This is a genomic window from Thioalkalivibrio sp. ALM2T, assembly GCF_000381505.1.
GTDB lineage: Bacteria > Pseudomonadota > Gammaproteobacteria > Ectothiorhodospirales > Ectothiorhodospiraceae > Thioalkalivibrio > Thioalkalivibrio versutus.
Map to the genome: position 1 here is coordinate 301143 of NZ_KB906557.1, position 14694 is coordinate 315836.

The 14694-nt window shown below is 65.3% G+C and carries 14 protein-coding genes; all 14 read right to left on the reverse strand.

What is annotated here, in order from left to right:
- Positions 1-136: 136 nt before the first annotated feature.
- Positions 137-553 (reverse strand): alternative ribosome rescue aminoacyl-tRNA hydrolase ArfB, encoded by a 417-nt coding sequence (gene arfB, locus F816_RS0104075; RefSeq protein WP_019593656.1) that lies wholly within the window; start codon positions 551-553, stop codon positions 137-139.
- Between the two features lie 7 nt (positions 554-560).
- Positions 561-875 carry a hypothetical protein gene (locus F816_RS0104080; protein ID WP_019593657.1) on the reverse strand — a complete coding sequence of 105 codons (315 nt, stop codon included), beginning with the start codon at positions 873-875 and terminating at the stop codon, positions 561-563.
- A gap of 182 nt (positions 876-1057) precedes the next feature.
- Positions 1058-2650: a peptide chain release factor 3 gene (locus F816_RS0104085; RefSeq protein ID WP_018143973.1), complete on the reverse strand. Its 1593-nt coding sequence runs from the start codon at positions 2648-2650 to the stop codon at positions 1058-1060.
- A gap of 130 nt (positions 2651-2780) precedes the next feature.
- Positions 2781-3587, reverse strand: a complete 807-nt coding sequence (locus F816_RS0104090; protein ID WP_038085291.1) for a tetratricopeptide repeat protein — start codon at positions 3585-3587, stop codon at positions 2781-2783.
- Positions 3588-3761: 174 nt separating this feature from the next.
- Positions 3762-4241 (reverse strand): ribosomal protein S18-alanine N-acetyltransferase, encoded by a 480-nt coding sequence (rimI, locus tag F816_RS0104095; RefSeq protein WP_019593659.1) that lies wholly within the window; start codon positions 4239-4241, stop codon positions 3762-3764.
- Positions 4242-4332: 91 nt separating this feature from the next.
- The gene (locus F816_RS0104100; protein ID WP_019593660.1) at positions 4333-5076 is read right to left on the reverse strand and encodes a uracil-DNA glycosylase family protein; all 744 of its coding nucleotides are present in this window, start codon (positions 5074-5076) and stop codon (positions 4333-4335) included.
- Positions 5077-5080: 4 nt separating this feature from the next.
- Entirely contained in the window at positions 5081-5911 is an 831-nt protein-coding gene (gene pssA, locus F816_RS0104105) for a CDP-diacylglycerol--serine O-phosphatidyltransferase (RefSeq protein ID WP_019593661.1), read from the reverse strand.
- Positions 5908-6582, reverse strand: coding sequence for a phosphatidylserine decarboxylase (locus F816_RS0104110; RefSeq protein WP_018938865.1), 675 nt, complete (start codon positions 6580-6582; stop codon positions 5908-5910). The genes pssA and F816_RS0104110 overlap by 4 nt, the downstream gene beginning before the upstream one ends.
- A gap of 61 nt (positions 6583-6643) precedes the next feature.
- Complete coding sequence (gene ilvC / locus F816_RS0104115; RefSeq protein ID WP_019593662.1) at positions 6644-7660, reverse strand: ketol-acid reductoisomerase; 1017 nt, start codon at positions 7658-7660, stop codon at positions 6644-6646.
- A 370-nt stretch (positions 7661-8030) separates the two neighbouring features.
- Positions 8031-8525 carry an acetolactate synthase small subunit gene (gene ilvN, locus F816_RS0104120; protein ID WP_018938864.1) on the reverse strand — a complete coding sequence of 165 codons (495 nt, stop codon included), beginning with the start codon at positions 8523-8525 and terminating at the stop codon, positions 8031-8033.
- 22 nt (positions 8526-8547) lie between these two features.
- Positions 8548-10266 carry a biosynthetic-type acetolactate synthase large subunit gene (gene ilvB / locus F816_RS0104125; protein ID WP_019593663.1) on the reverse strand — a complete coding sequence of 573 codons (1719 nt, stop codon included), beginning with the start codon at positions 10264-10266 and terminating at the stop codon, positions 8548-8550.
- 390 nt (positions 10267-10656) lie between these two features.
- Positions 10657-12240 carry a DNA mismatch repair protein MutS gene (locus F816_RS0104130; protein ID WP_019593664.1) on the reverse strand — a complete coding sequence of 528 codons (1584 nt, stop codon included), beginning with the start codon at positions 12238-12240 and terminating at the stop codon, positions 10657-10659.
- Positions 12241-12375: 135 nt separating this feature from the next.
- On the reverse strand, positions 12376-13545 hold the full coding sequence (locus F816_RS0104135; RefSeq protein WP_019593665.1) for an aldo/keto reductase: 1170 nt from the start codon (positions 13543-13545) through the stop codon (positions 12376-12378).
- Between the two features lie 246 nt (positions 13546-13791).
- Positions 13792-14685 carry a PEP-CTERM domain protein gene (locus F816_RS0104140; RefSeq protein WP_019593666.1) on the reverse strand — a complete coding sequence of 298 codons (894 nt, stop codon included), beginning with the start codon at positions 14683-14685 and terminating at the stop codon, positions 13792-13794.
- Positions 14686-14694: the final 9 nt, after the last annotated feature.

The following is a 14694-nucleotide window of genomic DNA, read 5'->3' on the forward strand; positions in this document are numbered from 1 at the left end:
TGCGCTTGGCGGCACCCCGCACCCTTGACGGATCACGCACATCAGAGCCTTTCGAATTTCTCCGTGTTCTCCGTTCTGAATACGCCCTTGAATTCCTTCATTTCTTCGTGCGCTTCGTGATGAACCGAGAAGTGAATCAGTCCGGGTCGACGCGGCCGCGCAGGGCCTTCTTGCGGCCGCGCTGGGTCTTGCCCTCCAGGCGACGCAGCTTGGAGGCGCGGGTCGGCCGCGTGGCCTTGCGCGCCTTGATCGGGCGGCCGGCCTCGCGCAGCAGCTCCGCCAGGCGCTCCAGCGCGTCCTCGCGATTGGCCTCCTGGGTGCGGTACTGCTGCGCCTTGATGACGATCACGCCGTCCTTGCTGATGCGCTGATCGCGGCGGCGCAGCAGGCGTTCCTTGTAGACATCGGGCAGGCCGGAGGCGCGGATATCGAAGCGCAGGTGAATGGCCGAGGCGACCTTGTTGACGTTCTGGCCGCCGGCGCCCTGGGCACGGATCGGAATCAGCTCGATCTCGTGCTCGGGGACGCTCACGCTGTTGGAGATTTGCAGCATCGCGGGATCAGCGAAACTCGCCGCCACGGATACGATTTTCGTCGTCCAGTTCGGCGAAGAACCGGCTGTTATCGGTGCGGTATTCCTGGGTCACGATATCACCGGGCAGCACCAGCATCACGTCGGGGTAGACGCGCCCGAATTCCGCGGGTGTCGGGCGGCTCTCGAGAAAATGCAGGAACGGGTTCATCTGCTCGACCGCGCCCGGACGCGGCTCGGGCCCGTCACCCCGGGTCTCGGTCTTGTGCACCGAACAGGCACCAACGCCCAGCGCCAGCACTACAACCACAAGGGCCGGGGTCCATCGGAAATTCAACGCCATGCAAACCTCCTGCGCAGGCAAGATGCAACGTCATTGCGAGGCGCCGAAGGCGCTGCGGCAACCTCCAGAAGCTCGCACCCCAGCTAGATCCGATGGCCCACGGGAGATTGCTTTGTCGCTTCGCTCCTCGCAATGACGGGACAATGTCCCGCGCGCCGAGGGAGTAGTTAGGAGCGCGGAGGTTACTCCGTCGGCTGGCCGTGCTCGCGGGTCGACTGGAAGCGGATCTCCGGCCACTTCTCCTGCGCCATCTGCAGGTTGACCCGGGTCGGGGCGATATAGACCAGATCGCCGCCGTGGTCGATGGCCAGGTTGGTCGCCGCCTTCTCCTTGAACTCGTCGAATTTCTTCGGATCATCGCTTTCGACCCAGCGCGCGGTCTGGACGTTCACGTTCTCGAACTGTGCCTCCACCTTGTACTCGGTGCGCAGGCGTTCGGCGACTACCTCGAACTGCAGCACGCCGACCGCCCCCAGGATCAGGTCGTTGTTGGTCAACGGGCGATAGAGCTGGGTCGCACCCTCCTCGCACAGCTCCTGCAGACCCTTGGCGAGCTGCTTCATCTTCAGCGGGTCCTTCAACTGCGCGCGGCGGAACAGCTCCGGGGCGAAGTTCGGCACACCAGTGAAGGTGAGGTCCTCGCCTTGGGTGAAGGTATCCCCGATGCGGATGGTGCCGTGGTTGTGGATGCCGATGATGTCGCCGGGATAGGCGGTCTCCACATGCTCGCGGTCGGAGGCCAGGAAGGTCAGCGCGTCCGGGATCTTGACGTCGCGCCCGATGCGCACGTGGCGCAGCTTGGCGCCCTTGTCGAAGGTGCCCGAGCAGATGCGCATGAACGCGATGCGGTCGCGGTGGTTCGGGTCCATGTTCGCCTGGATCTTGAACACGAAGCCGGTGAATTTCTCCTCGGTCGGCTCTACCTTGCGCGAGTGGGTCGGGCGCGGCAACGGGCCGGGAGCGTACTCGACGAAGTCGTCCAGCAGCTCCTCGATCCCGAAGTTGTTGATCGCCGAACCGAAAAACACCGGGGTCTGCGCACCGCTCAGGTAGGCCTCCGGGTCAAATGCGTGCGAGGCGCCCTGCACCAGTTCCAGTTCCTCGCGCAGCTCCCCGGCCTGCGGCCCCAGCACCTCGTCCAGGCGCGGGTTGTCCAGCCCCTCGATGATTTCGCCGGTGGACTTCTTGCCGCCCTCTTCGGGGTCGTACAGATGCACCGCGTCGCGGCGGAGGTGATAGACGCCACGGAAGCGCTTTCCCGAGCCGATCGGCCAGGTGATCGGGGCGCACTGGATCTTCAGCACCTCCTCGACCTCGTCCAGCAACTCGATCGGATCGCGGCCCTCGCGGTCCATCTTGTTCACGAAGGTCATGATCGGCGTATCGCGCAGCCGGCAGACCTCCATCAGCTTGATGGTCCGTTCCTCGACACCCTTGGCGGCGTCGATCACCATCAGCGCGGAGTCCACTGCGGTCAGCGTGCGATAGGTGTCCTCGGAGAAGTCCGCGTGTCCCGGGGTGTCCAGCAGGTTCACCATGCGGCCCTTGTACGGGTACTGCATGACGGAAGAGGTGACCGAGATGCCACGCGATTTCTCCATCTCCATCCAGTCGGAGGTGGCATGGCGCGCTGACTTGCGCCCCTTGACCGTACCGGCGAGCTGGATCGCACCGCCGTACAGCAGGAGCTTTTCGGTCATGGTGGTCTTGCCGGCGTCCGGGTGCGAAATGATCGCGAAGGTCCGGCGTCGGCGGGTTTCCTCGATAAAGGACATGAATACGGGCCGCTTGAATCAGCCCGTCAGTTTAACGCGAAAGCGCGGGTCCGGTTCATCTTTCCGGGTGCCCAACATGCAAACGGCCCCGAAAAACGGGGCCGTTTGCATGTGCTCCGGCGCTGCCCGATCAGCGCGCCGAGGCCGCCTGAAGCGCGGCGTTCTGTTCCTTGAGGCGCCCCTGAGCAGTCACCAGGTCACGGTTGTTCATGCGGGTCTCCAGCGAGGCCAGGCGTTCCCGGTCGTCCGCCATGCTGTACCAGACATGCGCCTGCACCAGATCACGTTCGACCCCGCGACCGTTCTGGTGCAGGCGACCCAGCCCGATCTGGGCATGCCGGTAGCCCTGCTCCGCTGCGGCGGTATACCAGCGCGCGGCGGCGGCCGGATCACGCGATGTGCCCTGACCATTCTCGTGCATCAGCCCCACATAATACTGCGCGGCAGGCAGTCCCTGATCTGCCGCCTTGCCCAGCCACTCGAGTGCGGCGGTCGGATCCTGCTCGCCATTGGCCAGATGGCTGCCCAGCCAGTACTGGGCATCGGCATGACCCAGTTCCGCCGCGCGTGAGTAATGTTCGTGACTGCGTTCGGCGTCGGCCGCAGTGCCCTTGCCGGTCGCGAAGAGGTAACCCAGATAGTAATGCGCACTGGCGTGGTCGGCATCCGCAGCGCGAGCGAACCAGCGCAGGGCCTGATCGTAGTCCACCGCCGTGCCGCGCCCGGCGTAGTTCGCCATGCCCACGTCGAACATCGCCGCCTCATTGCCCTTCTGTGCGTTGCTTTCACGGATCTCGTACCAGACTTCCAGCAGCTCCTGCTGGCGCTCGGCCTCGTCGTAGCCAAAGGCCTGCTGGGCATGGGCAAGCCCTCCGGTAGCCAGGAGTGGCAACGCCAGGGGGAGCGAAACAAACAATGCACGTAGGGATCGGGACATGGGTTACCTCATCCGGAGTCGGGGCCAATACCGAGTTCGATCATAGACCCGGGGGATGACCGTCACAACGCGGAGGTCCCGGGACGAGAACCCAAGGCGGCAAAACCCGACCGGGTTACGGATTTTGCACCCGACGCTGTGACTGACTTCACACTCCAGCGCCGAACCGACACATCATGCCCCGGCGGGTGCGGCGCAGCGACGCGTCAGCACCCAGGCATCCTCGCGGCCGCTGGGGAGCGGGTAGTAGCGCGGACGGGTACCGATATGTTCAAAACCCTCGGAGCGGTAGAGCTGCACCGCCGCCACATTGGATGGGCGCACCTCGAGGAACAAAGCCTCTGCGTCCTGACTGCACACATAGTCAAACAGGCGACGGACCATGAAACGGCCAAGCCCGTTGCCTTGCCAGCGCGGATCCACCGTAAGGTTGAGCAGGTGGGCCTCGCCGGCGGCCACCGTCAGCACACTATGCCCCACCTGGCGACCATCCACCTCCAGCACCCAGCAGTCGTAACCCACCCGAAGACAGTCCTCGAAGATGCGGGCGGTCCAGGGGTACGCATAGGCCTCGCGCTCCACGCGCATCACGCCTTCCACATCGGCCACCTGCATGCGGCGCAACTCGGGCTGGACGCGGGGTTCGGCACTCATGACGCAGGCTTCTCCGGCAGCAGTGAAGGAAAGGACGGGGCAAATTGTCGTTTGTTCGGAACCCTGCGACTCGGCCAAGGTTCCCAATCCCTCAATCAGTGAGCGGTTTTGACAGACAGGTCCGGGCGCGCTGCAGGTCCTGCCAGGCACGGGCCTTGTCACCCGGCGTTCGCAGCAGGTAGGCCGGATGGTAGGTCACGATCAGGGGAACGCCCTGGTAGCGCTGCTCCGTGCCACGCAGCCGACCGAGCGGCTCGTCCGTCGCCAGCAAGGCGTGGGCCGCTACACGCCCCAGCGCCACAATCACCTCTGGCTGGATCAGTTCGATCTGGCGATCGAGAAACCCGCGGCAGGCCGCGGACTCCTGGGGTTTCGGGTCACGGTTTCCGGGCGGGCGGCACTTCAGCAAATTAGCGATGAAGACATCGCGGCTCCGGTCCAGGCCCAGCGCCCACAGCATGTTGTCCAGCAGCTGCCCCGCACGACCCACGAAGGGCTCACCGCGGCGGTCCTCTTCCGCACCCGGGGCCTCGCCGACGAACAGCCAGCGCGCGCGCGGGTCGCCCACCCCGAACACGGTCTGCGTGCGTTCGCGGGCCAGCTCGGCGCAGGCATGGCAGCCGCGCACCCGCGTCTCCAGGGCCTCCCAGTCCAGGGTATCGACCGCGGCGCCCGGCGCCCCGGCATCCACGACCTCGGCGCGCTCGCCCGCCACAAGGACGGATTCCGCCGGAGGCGCCACAGCCTCGGTCTTGTCCTCCAGCGCGATGCGCGAGCGCCACACCGGAATGCCCATGTCCGCGAGGATGCGGCGCTGGCGCACCGACAGCGACACGCGGTTACTCCCCCGACGGCGCCCGGCGACGATGCCGGCGCCAGCGCTCCAGGGTCAGCAACGGTCCGGACAGGGCATAGATGACGAAGGCCGCCAGCAGGACCTTGGGCGGATCCAGAGCCAGCAGCATCAGCGCCAGCACCACCCCGACAATCGCCAGGAAAGGGACCCGATGCTTGAAGTCCATGTCCTTGAAGCTGAAGTAGGTCAGGTTGCTGACCATCGCCGCCCCGGCGAGCACGGTGACCACCAGGATGCCCACCAGATAGGGGTCAGCCAGCTCCGCCGGGATACCCCAGTCCTCCAGCACCCAGACCATGCCCACCAGGATCGCGGCGCTGGCGGGGCTTGGCAGCCCCTGAAAGAAGCGCTTGTCGCTGACCGCGAGCCGGCTGTTGAAGCGCGCCAGCCGTAGCGCCGCGGCGGTCGCAAAGAAGAACGCCGCCACCCAGCCGAAGTTGCCGAGGTCGTGCAGTTGCCACAGATAGACCACCAGCGCCGGGGCCACACCGAAGGACACCAGGTCCGACAGCGAGTCGTACTGCGCGCCAAACTCGCTCTGGGTGTCGGTCATACGCGCGACGCGGCCGTCCAGGGTGTCCAGCACCATGGCCACGAAGATCGCGATGGCGGCGGTGATGTATTCGCCGTTGATCGCGGAGACGATGGCGAAGAACCCGGAGAACAGCACCCCGGTGGTGAACAGATTGGGCAGCAGATACACCCCGCGCCGGCGCCGGCGATGCGGCGGCTGGTCGTCGGCGACGCTATCCTCGCCCTCGATGTAATCCGACTCGGGATCCGTCCGTCGATCGCCTTCGTCCCCTGCACTCATTGCAGCACCTCCGCCGCGCTCTCGTCGTCCCCGGTCGCCTCGGATTCGGGTAACCCGCCGAGCAAGGCCGAACCCGCCAGGACCCGCTGACCCGGCTCGACCATCACCTGCGCGCCGACCGGCAGCCAGACCTCGAAGGTACCACCAAAGCCGGCGAACCCCATGCGCTTGCCGCGTCCCAGGCGGTTGCCGGGGACGTTGTTCTGCATGCGCACCATGCGGGGCCAGTGATCGACGCTGAGCGCCAGGGTCAGCCGGGTGCCCTCGTCGGTCTCCAGCGCATAGGCCAGACGCCCCTCCAGCTGGGCATCCGGCACCTCGTCGGTCTCCTTGCCGGGCCAGACGCGTTCGCGAATCTCGGCCTCCTGCGGGGCGTGCACGTTATATTCGCCCAGGCGGCGCTGGCGCAGGCGGATGCAGACCGCCGGCTTTTTCGTAAACGGATCCCGGGTCTCGGTAATCGACTCGATGGTGCCATCGGCCGGGGCGATCACGCCCAGGGCCGGTGCCGGGGCCTTGCGCCGCACGTTCCGGAACAGCCCCATCAGGGCCACGGTGAGGATCACCATGAACAGGCCCAGCTCCGCCTCCCCAACCAGCAGCGTAATCACCGTCATCCACGCGGCGATGATGACGAACAGACGGCCTTCGGGAGCTAGCGGAAACAGCATCGGGTGCTCGAGAGAGAGGACGCCCTGCGACAGACCGGAATGTCCATCGCAGGGCCTCGCATCAGTTGCGGGACTTGTCGACCAGCTGGTTGGCCGTGATCCACGGCATCATGGAGCGCAGACGTTCGCCGACCTGTTCGATCTCGTGGGCGGCGTTCAGGCGCCGGTTGGCGGTCATCGACGGGTAATTCATCGCGCCTTCCAGGATGAACTGCTTGGCGTACTCGCCGTTCTGGATGTTGCGCAGGGCTTCACGCATCGCCCAGCGCGACTCTTCGTTGATCACCTTCGGGCCGGTCACGTACTCGCCGTATTCCGCATTGTTGGAGATCGAGTAGTTCATGTTGGCGATGCCGCCCTCGTACATGAGGTCCACGATCAGCTTCAGCTCGTGCAGGCACTCGAAGTAGGCCATCTCCGGCGCGTAACCGGCCTCGGTGAGGGTCTCGAAGCCGGCCTTGACCAGTTCCACCGCACCACCACACAGCACGGCCTGCTCGCCGAACAGATCGGTTTCGGTCTCGTCCTTGAAGCTGGTCTCGATGATGCCGGTGCGGCCGCCCCCGATCGCGGAGGCGTAGGACATGGCGATGTCACGCGCCTTGCCGGAGGCATCCTGCTGGATCGCGATCAGGTCGGGGATACCACCGCCACGGACGAACTCGGAGCGCACGGTGTGACCCGGGGCCTTGGGCGCGATCATGATCACGTCCAGATCCTTGCGCGGCTCGATCTGGTTGTAGTGGATCGCGAAGCCGTGGGCAAAGGCCAGGGTCGCACCCTTCTTCAGGTTCGGCTCCAGCACGTCGCGGTACAGCGCAGCCTGGTATTCGTCCGGCGCCAGCACCATGATCAGGTCGGCACCGGCGGTCGCGGCGTCGACATCGGCCACTTTCAGACCGGCCTCTTCGGCCTTGGCGCGCGAACTGGAGCCTTCACGCAGACCCACGGTCACGTCCACACCGGAGTCTTTCAGGTTGTTCGCATGGGCGTGGCCCTGCGAGCCGTAGCCGATGATGGCCACCTTCATGCCCTTAATGATGGAGAGATCGGCGTCTTTGTCGTAGTAGAGATTCATTGCAATTTCCTTGATATCAGCCCGTAGGGAAACACTGGTTAATGTACATGTTCGCGCTCGAGTCGCTTTTGCGTGCGAACAAGGCGCGGTGACCGCCGTGCAGTCACTCTGCACAAGGGAGCCGCAACGCTGTTCCCACGCAAAAGCGCCCGAGCCCCTTCGTTAATTAAATTGTGGGGTTGGTACCCCAGGTTCCCCGATCCTGCGTTGCGGCCCTTGCCGGTAGAACCACTACCGGCTGCGAACCGCGCCTTGTCTCGGAAAACCTGGGGTACCAACGCGAGCATGTACATTAACCAGTGTTTCCCTACCGGGGCCCATGGCAAACAAACGGGCCCCGCCCCCGCAACGGGGGGCCGGACCCGGGGATTCAGATTTGCAGGGCGACGTCGCCCCGGGCGATGCCCATCACGCCGGAGCGCACGACCTCCAGGACAGTAAACGCGTCGAGGGCCACGAGGAAGGCGTCCAGCTTGGAGCCCTCGCCGGTGATCTCGATCACGTAGCTGTCCTGGGTCACGTCAATGATCCGGCCGCGGAAGATGTCCGCCAGGCGCTTGACCTCCTCGCGCTCGGCGGCCTCCGGCACACGCACCTTGACCAGCGCCATCTCGCGCTCGATGTGCGGATAGGCGGTCATGTCCAGCAGTTTGATCACGTCGATCAGCTTGTTCAGCTGCTTGGTGATCTGCTCGACGATCTCCTCGGAGCCGCTGGTGACGATGGTCATGCGCGACAGCGACGGGTCGTCGGTCGGCGCGACGGTCAGTGACTCGATGTTGTAACCCCGTGCGGAGAACAGCCCGGCCACCCGCGAGAGGGCACCGGATTCGTTTTCCAGCAGGACACTAATGATATGACGCATACGGCTCTTCCCTGTACCCGGCTCAGACCAGGATCATTTCGTTCTGGCCGGCACCGGCCGGGATCATCGGATACACGTTCTCGGACTGGTCGGTAATGAAGTCCATGAACACCAGGCGGTCCTTCTGCGCCAGGGCCTCCTTGATCGCGCCCTCGACGTCGCCCGGCTGGGTGATCTGGATACCGACGTGGCCATAGGCCTCGGCCAGCTTCACGAAGTCCGGCAGCGCATCCATGTAGGACATGGCGTAGCGGCCCTGATAGAAGAACTCCTGCCACTGCCGGACCATGCCCAGGTAGCGGTTGTTCAGGTTCAGGATCTTCAGCGGCAGCTGGTACTGGAAGCAGGTCGACAGCTCCTGGATGCACATCTGGATGCTGGCCTCGCCGGTAATGCAGCCCACCGTCGCCTCCGGATGCGCGAACTGCACACCCATCGCGAACGGCAGGCCCACGCCCATCGTCCCCAGCCCACCGGAGTTGATCCAGCGGTTCGGTTTGTCGAAGCGATAGAACTGCGCCGCCCACATCTGGTGCTGGCCGACATCGGAGGTCACGTAGGCATCGCCCTCGGTCAGCTCCCAGAACTTTTGCACCACGTACTGCGGCTTGATCAGCCCAGAGGTCTGGTCGTACTTCAGGCAGTCCTGCGCCTGCCATTCCGCGATCTGCTTCCACCAGGTCGCCAGCGCGTCGGCATCCGGCTTGCCGCCGTTCTCGTTCAGACCCTTGATCAACTCGCGCAGCACCGGCTCCACCTCGCCGACGATCGGCACATCCACCTTCACGTTCTTGGAGATGGAGGACGGATCGACGTCCACGTGCACGATCTTCGCATGCGGACAGAACTTCTCGATGTTGCCAGTCACACGGTCATCGAAGCGCGCGCCAATGGCGATCAGCACATCCGCGTGGTGCATGGCCATGTTGGCCTCGTAGGTGCCGTGCATGCCCAGCATGCCCAGGAACTGCTTGTCCGACGCCGGATAGCCACCCAGCCCCATCAGGGTGTTGGTGATCGGATAGCCGAGCTGGCGGGTGAACTCGGTCAGGGCCTCGGAGCCACGCCCCAGGATCACGCCGCCGCCGGTGTAGATCATCGGCTGCTTGGCCGACAGGATCAGGTCCACCGCCTTGCGGATCTGGCCGGTATGCCCCTTCGTGGTCGGGTTGTAGGAGCGCATGTGGATGCTCTCCGGGTACTCGAACACGCAGGTATCGGCGGTCACGTCCTTCGGGATATCGACCACCACCGGGCCAGGGCGCCCGGTGGTCGCCACGTAGAAGGCCTTCTTGATCGTGGACGCCAGGTCCTTCACGTCCTTGACCAGGAAGTTGTGCTTCACGCAGGGACGCGTGATCCCCACGGTGTCCACTTCCTGGAAGGCGTCGTTGCCGATCATGCTGGTCGGCACCTGGCCGGTGAACACCACCAGCGGCACCGAATCCATGTAGGCATCGGCAATCCCGGTAATCGCGTTGGTCGCGCCGGGGCCCGAGGTGACCAGGGCCACGCCCGGCTTGTCCGAGGACTTGGCATAGCCCTCGGCCGCGTGCACCGCACCCTGCTCGTGACGCACCAGCACGTGGGAGACCTTGTCCTGCCGGTACAGCGCATCATAGATGTGCAATACCGCACCACCGGGATACCCGAATACGACTTCGACGCCCTCGGCCTGGAGGCTGCGACAGAAGATTTCGGCGCCGGTGATGGCGGTGGCGGAGCTTGCGGACTCGGACATGGTGGTCGACTTCCTTACCGGGGGCTTGTGCACGATCGTCGGGCGATCACGCACCACAAATCAAAATAGCCCACCATCCTAATATGAAATCGCCCCCATTTCACGCCATAAAGCGGATGGGCACGCGCCGGTCCTCGCGGGGAGCCAGCGACGTAGCCACCGGCACACGCGGCTAACCGACCCCGCCGCCCTGCCCGCTCCCACGAGATTGCCACGGCCCCTGCGGGGCCTCGCAATGACGGGGGCAACAAGCACCGTCATCGCGAGGGGCAAAGCGCCGTGGCACTAAAGCGCGGAGCGCGCTGAACGGCCGCAAGCCGGCCCACAGGGCGAGCGCAGCGAGTAATCTCCACGGGCGGCCCCGGCGCCGGACCGAGCCGACACCGTAAGTCAGCTGTGCTCGCCCCCGGCCTGCGCGGTGGGCAGCTCGGCGAAATGCGCGCGGGCCCGCGCCACCAGCTGCGGTGGCAGGCCGTTCTTCTCGGCGATGGTCAGCCCGAAGGAGACCCCCGGCTCGCCGATCAGCAGCCGGTAGGTGGGCGACAGGGTGTCCGCGTCGAACTGCATCGAGGCATTCACGATGCCCGCATGCTGCGCCGCGTAGTCCTTCAGCGGTGCCAGGTGGGTATTCACGATCCCGCGCGTACCGCGGGCGCGCAGCTCGTCCAGCATCGCCATGGCGAGGGCTGCACCTTCGTCGGGGTCGGTACCGGTACCCAGCTCGTCCAGCAGGATCAGGCTCTCGGAGCCAGCATGGTCGAGGATCCGCTTGAGCACCTCCACATGCCCGGCGAAGGTCGACAGATGGTGGAACAGGCTCTGGTGATCACCGACATCGACCATGACCCGATCAAAACGGCCGATGCGGCAGTCCTGCTCGGCCGGGATATGCAGCCCGCACCAGGCCATGGTGACCAGCAGGCCCAGGGTCTTCAGCGCGACCGTCTTGCCGCCGGTGTTCGGCCCGGTAATCAGCAACAGCGGCTGCTCGCCATCCAGACGAATCGACAGGGGCACCGGCTGCGGGCCGTTCCCCTCGGCGAACTGCAACAGCAGCAGCGGGTGGTAGGCCTCGATCAACTCCACGCCGGCCTCGGGCTCCAGCCTCGGGGCATGGGCATTCATCTGCGCCGAAAGCTGTGCGGCGGCCGAGGCCAGATCAATCCAGGTCAGCGCGGTCAGCATCAGGTCCAACGGCTCGCCATGCTGGCGCACCCCATCGGTCAGCTCGCGCAACAGACGCTGCTGTTCGGTGTTGATCTGACTGTTGACCGTATCGAGCTGATTGTTCAACGGGACCGCCTCGATCGGCTCCACGATCTGGTCACGCCCACCCATCGCGGTGCCCCGACGCACACCCTTGACCGCCCCGGCCGCGTCGCCGCGCAGCACCATGACCGCGCGCTCCTGGTGCCACTGCACCTTTAGCGCATCCTCCCCCTTCTGCGCCACATCGGAGTCCGACAGGCGCTTTTTCACCACCGCCTCGACCTCGTCACGCAGCCGCCCGCGCTGCCCGAAGGCCTCGACCAGCTCGGCGCTGGCGTCTTCGCGCAGCGAGCCGCCGGGGTTGAGGCAGGCAGCCAGGCGCTGTTCCAGCGCCTCGGGTGGGTACAGCTTGTTCAGATCCGCCGGATAGATCTCCGGGGTGTCGGCCAACTGATCCGCCAGTTCACGGGCCTGGCGCATGATGACCTGGAGATTGTGCAGGGCCTGTACCGGCAGGGCCGAACCGGGGTTGGCCGCCTGGCGCAGCGCGGCACGCACATCCGGCAGCTGGCCCAGCCGCGGCAGCGTGCCGGCATCCAGACGCTGGCGTGCGACGGTCACCGCCTTTTGCAGCGCCCGCGCTGCATCCAGATTCGGCGCCGGTTCCAGCCCGCGCGCGGCATCGGCGCCATAGGGCGTGGCAGTCAGGCGTTCCAGCAGACGCTGGATCGCGGGGAATTCGAGGGCCTTCAGATCAACCTGCATGGCATACCCTTGTGTATGAAATCTCCACCACCGCAGAGGCTCCGGAACCCTTGTAGGAGCCGGCTTGCCGGCGAAGCCCCTGCCAAAGTCGGACGCGGGCAGGGGCTTCGCGTGCAAGCACGCTCCTACAAGGCGTTATTCCTCCTCGGCCTTCTTGAACATGCCGAGATAGGCCTTCTTGTCCATCATCGGCTCGCGCATCACCGCCAGCATGTCGTCCAGATGCTCCGGCGTGCTCATGCCGACCAGCGAGGTGCCCAGACCCGGCGTGGAGCGGTTGAACTGCAACGCGCGCTGCGCCGGGTTGGGCAGGCTCGCCAGTTGCTGCTCGACCACCTCCACCGACTGCTTCGCCAGATGCCCCTTCAGCATGGAATGCGAGGCGATCATGTACACCTCCAGCTGGTGAGCGGCCTGCAGCGGGCTGGCTACATTGCCCTGCCCGGTCGCGGTGTTGAAGCGGGTAAAGCCTTCCAGCATCACCTGGTTGAACGGCAGCATGGCGATCTTGAAGTGGTGCCGCGCATGGTCGTCGCCGGTCACCGTCTGCGCGGCGCGTTCGGCCAGGCCCTGCATGGAGGTGAGCGACTGGAACACCGCCGCGTCGGTCTCCTCGCGGAAGCCCTCGAAGGTGGAGATGCCGTAGGTGCGGATCTTCTTTTCGAGTACCGCCCGCTCCAGCATCTCAAACACGGGTTCCAGCTTGCGGTTGGTCGGCTCCTTACCGATCTCGTGGATGTGCACTTCTGGCTGGTCGATCAGGAACGCGTCCAGCGTCTCCACCCCCATCAGCGAGCGCGACAGCTCCATCTGGTAGTGGAGGTATTCCGGCGTCAGCATATGCGCGCCCTTGGCCAGATCATCCTTCGTGCCCATGCCCTGGGCCTCGATCTCGCGCTGGAACCAGGCCTCCATGTCCTCCGGAGGCCCACCGCGCAGGGTCAGGAAGCCGCCCTTGGAGATCAGGAACATCGCCTCGCGCGCAACCCCGGCCTCGAGCGCGGTACGCACGCCGGCCCCCACCGCGGCCAGCGACCGGCCATAGCGGTAGTGCGCGCCGGTATCGACCACGTTGACGCCCTCGGCCAGGCCACGCGCAACGATGGCGGAGATCTGCGCGTCGACCTCGGCGGTGGCTGCCCCGCCAAAGGTGCCGATCCCGAGGCTCGACAGGCGCATCTTCGCGCGCGAGAACTCGCTGTAATGCCCCTCGGCGGCCTTGCCCGCGGACACGAACTGCTCTGCGTAACGACGCGTCGCCTTGGCATTGGCGTATCCGGGTATCAGTTTCTGCACGGGCTGCATGCGTCTCCTCGATTGGTCGCGGGCCCCAGGTGACGGACTCCGGGAAGCCCCGAACCCTCACCCACCCGATGAGGGGGAGAATCGTACGTCAGCGGACGGGATTTGCGAAAACCCGCAACGCGAGCGGGCCACTACCGGCGGCATTGTACGACCGCACAAACAACCGCGCCCCGGCATGTGCCAGGGCGCGGGTCAGAGGCCGCCCCGAGCCGGAAGCCAGGGGGCGGCAGAGGAAAGCAGCGGAGGCTACAGGCCCGGGGCCGAATGCCGATAGCGGCGGAAGGCCCCCAGCATCACGAGCCCAAGCCCGATCAACCAGACCGGCCCAGGGAGCGGGACCTCAGTGGCGGTGGTGGTGAACCGTCCGCTGAGATAGAGCTCCTCGAAGCCATTGTTCAGGTCATCCATGAAGAAATCGATCCCGAACAGATAGCCCGCACCGGAGAACAGGCCGAGATCCATGGTCGGGGCAAACACGATGTAGTCGAGCTTGCCACTGCCCTTGTTGGCATCGGCCTCGTACACCTCGCCCGATTCGCCAACCACCTGGACGTCGCCGGGCGAGAGAACCGGGCCGCCATTACCGTCGTCGAAGATCCAGCGAGCCACGCGTTCCCCGGTGACGGGGTCATAGATGAAGACCTCGGCCTGGACGAACAGATCGGGGTTCCCCCCTGTCTGGTTGTGGTCGAAGATGAACGTGGGGATCGTGGCCCCCGGGTTGATCGCATCCAGGTACGCCAGGAGGTTGTCCACCAGCACGGGGCCATTGGCCTGGGTACCCAGTCCCCAGTTACCGGTGAAGTCGTTCGCGCCGCCACCCGGGAAGGGCATGGGGTTCTCGAAATTGTAGCTGCCGTCGGGCCCAATACCCTGATTGTTCTGACCACCCGCACCCGTGCCCACAATCAGATCCAGCGTGCCGGTGCCCTGCCCGGTAAACTGGTTATTGGACAGGAAACCCCACTGGTTCAGCAACGAGCCGGAGTAAGAATAGAAATCGTTGTACTGAATAGCGACCGGGATCCCATCGTAGGTCTCGTCGACGTCCGGAAGCTCGATAATGGCCGCGTTCGCCACCGAGCCTGCGAGCATTACGCCCGCTAGCACCACCACCTGCTTACTCCACCACTTGCGCATCACACTCAC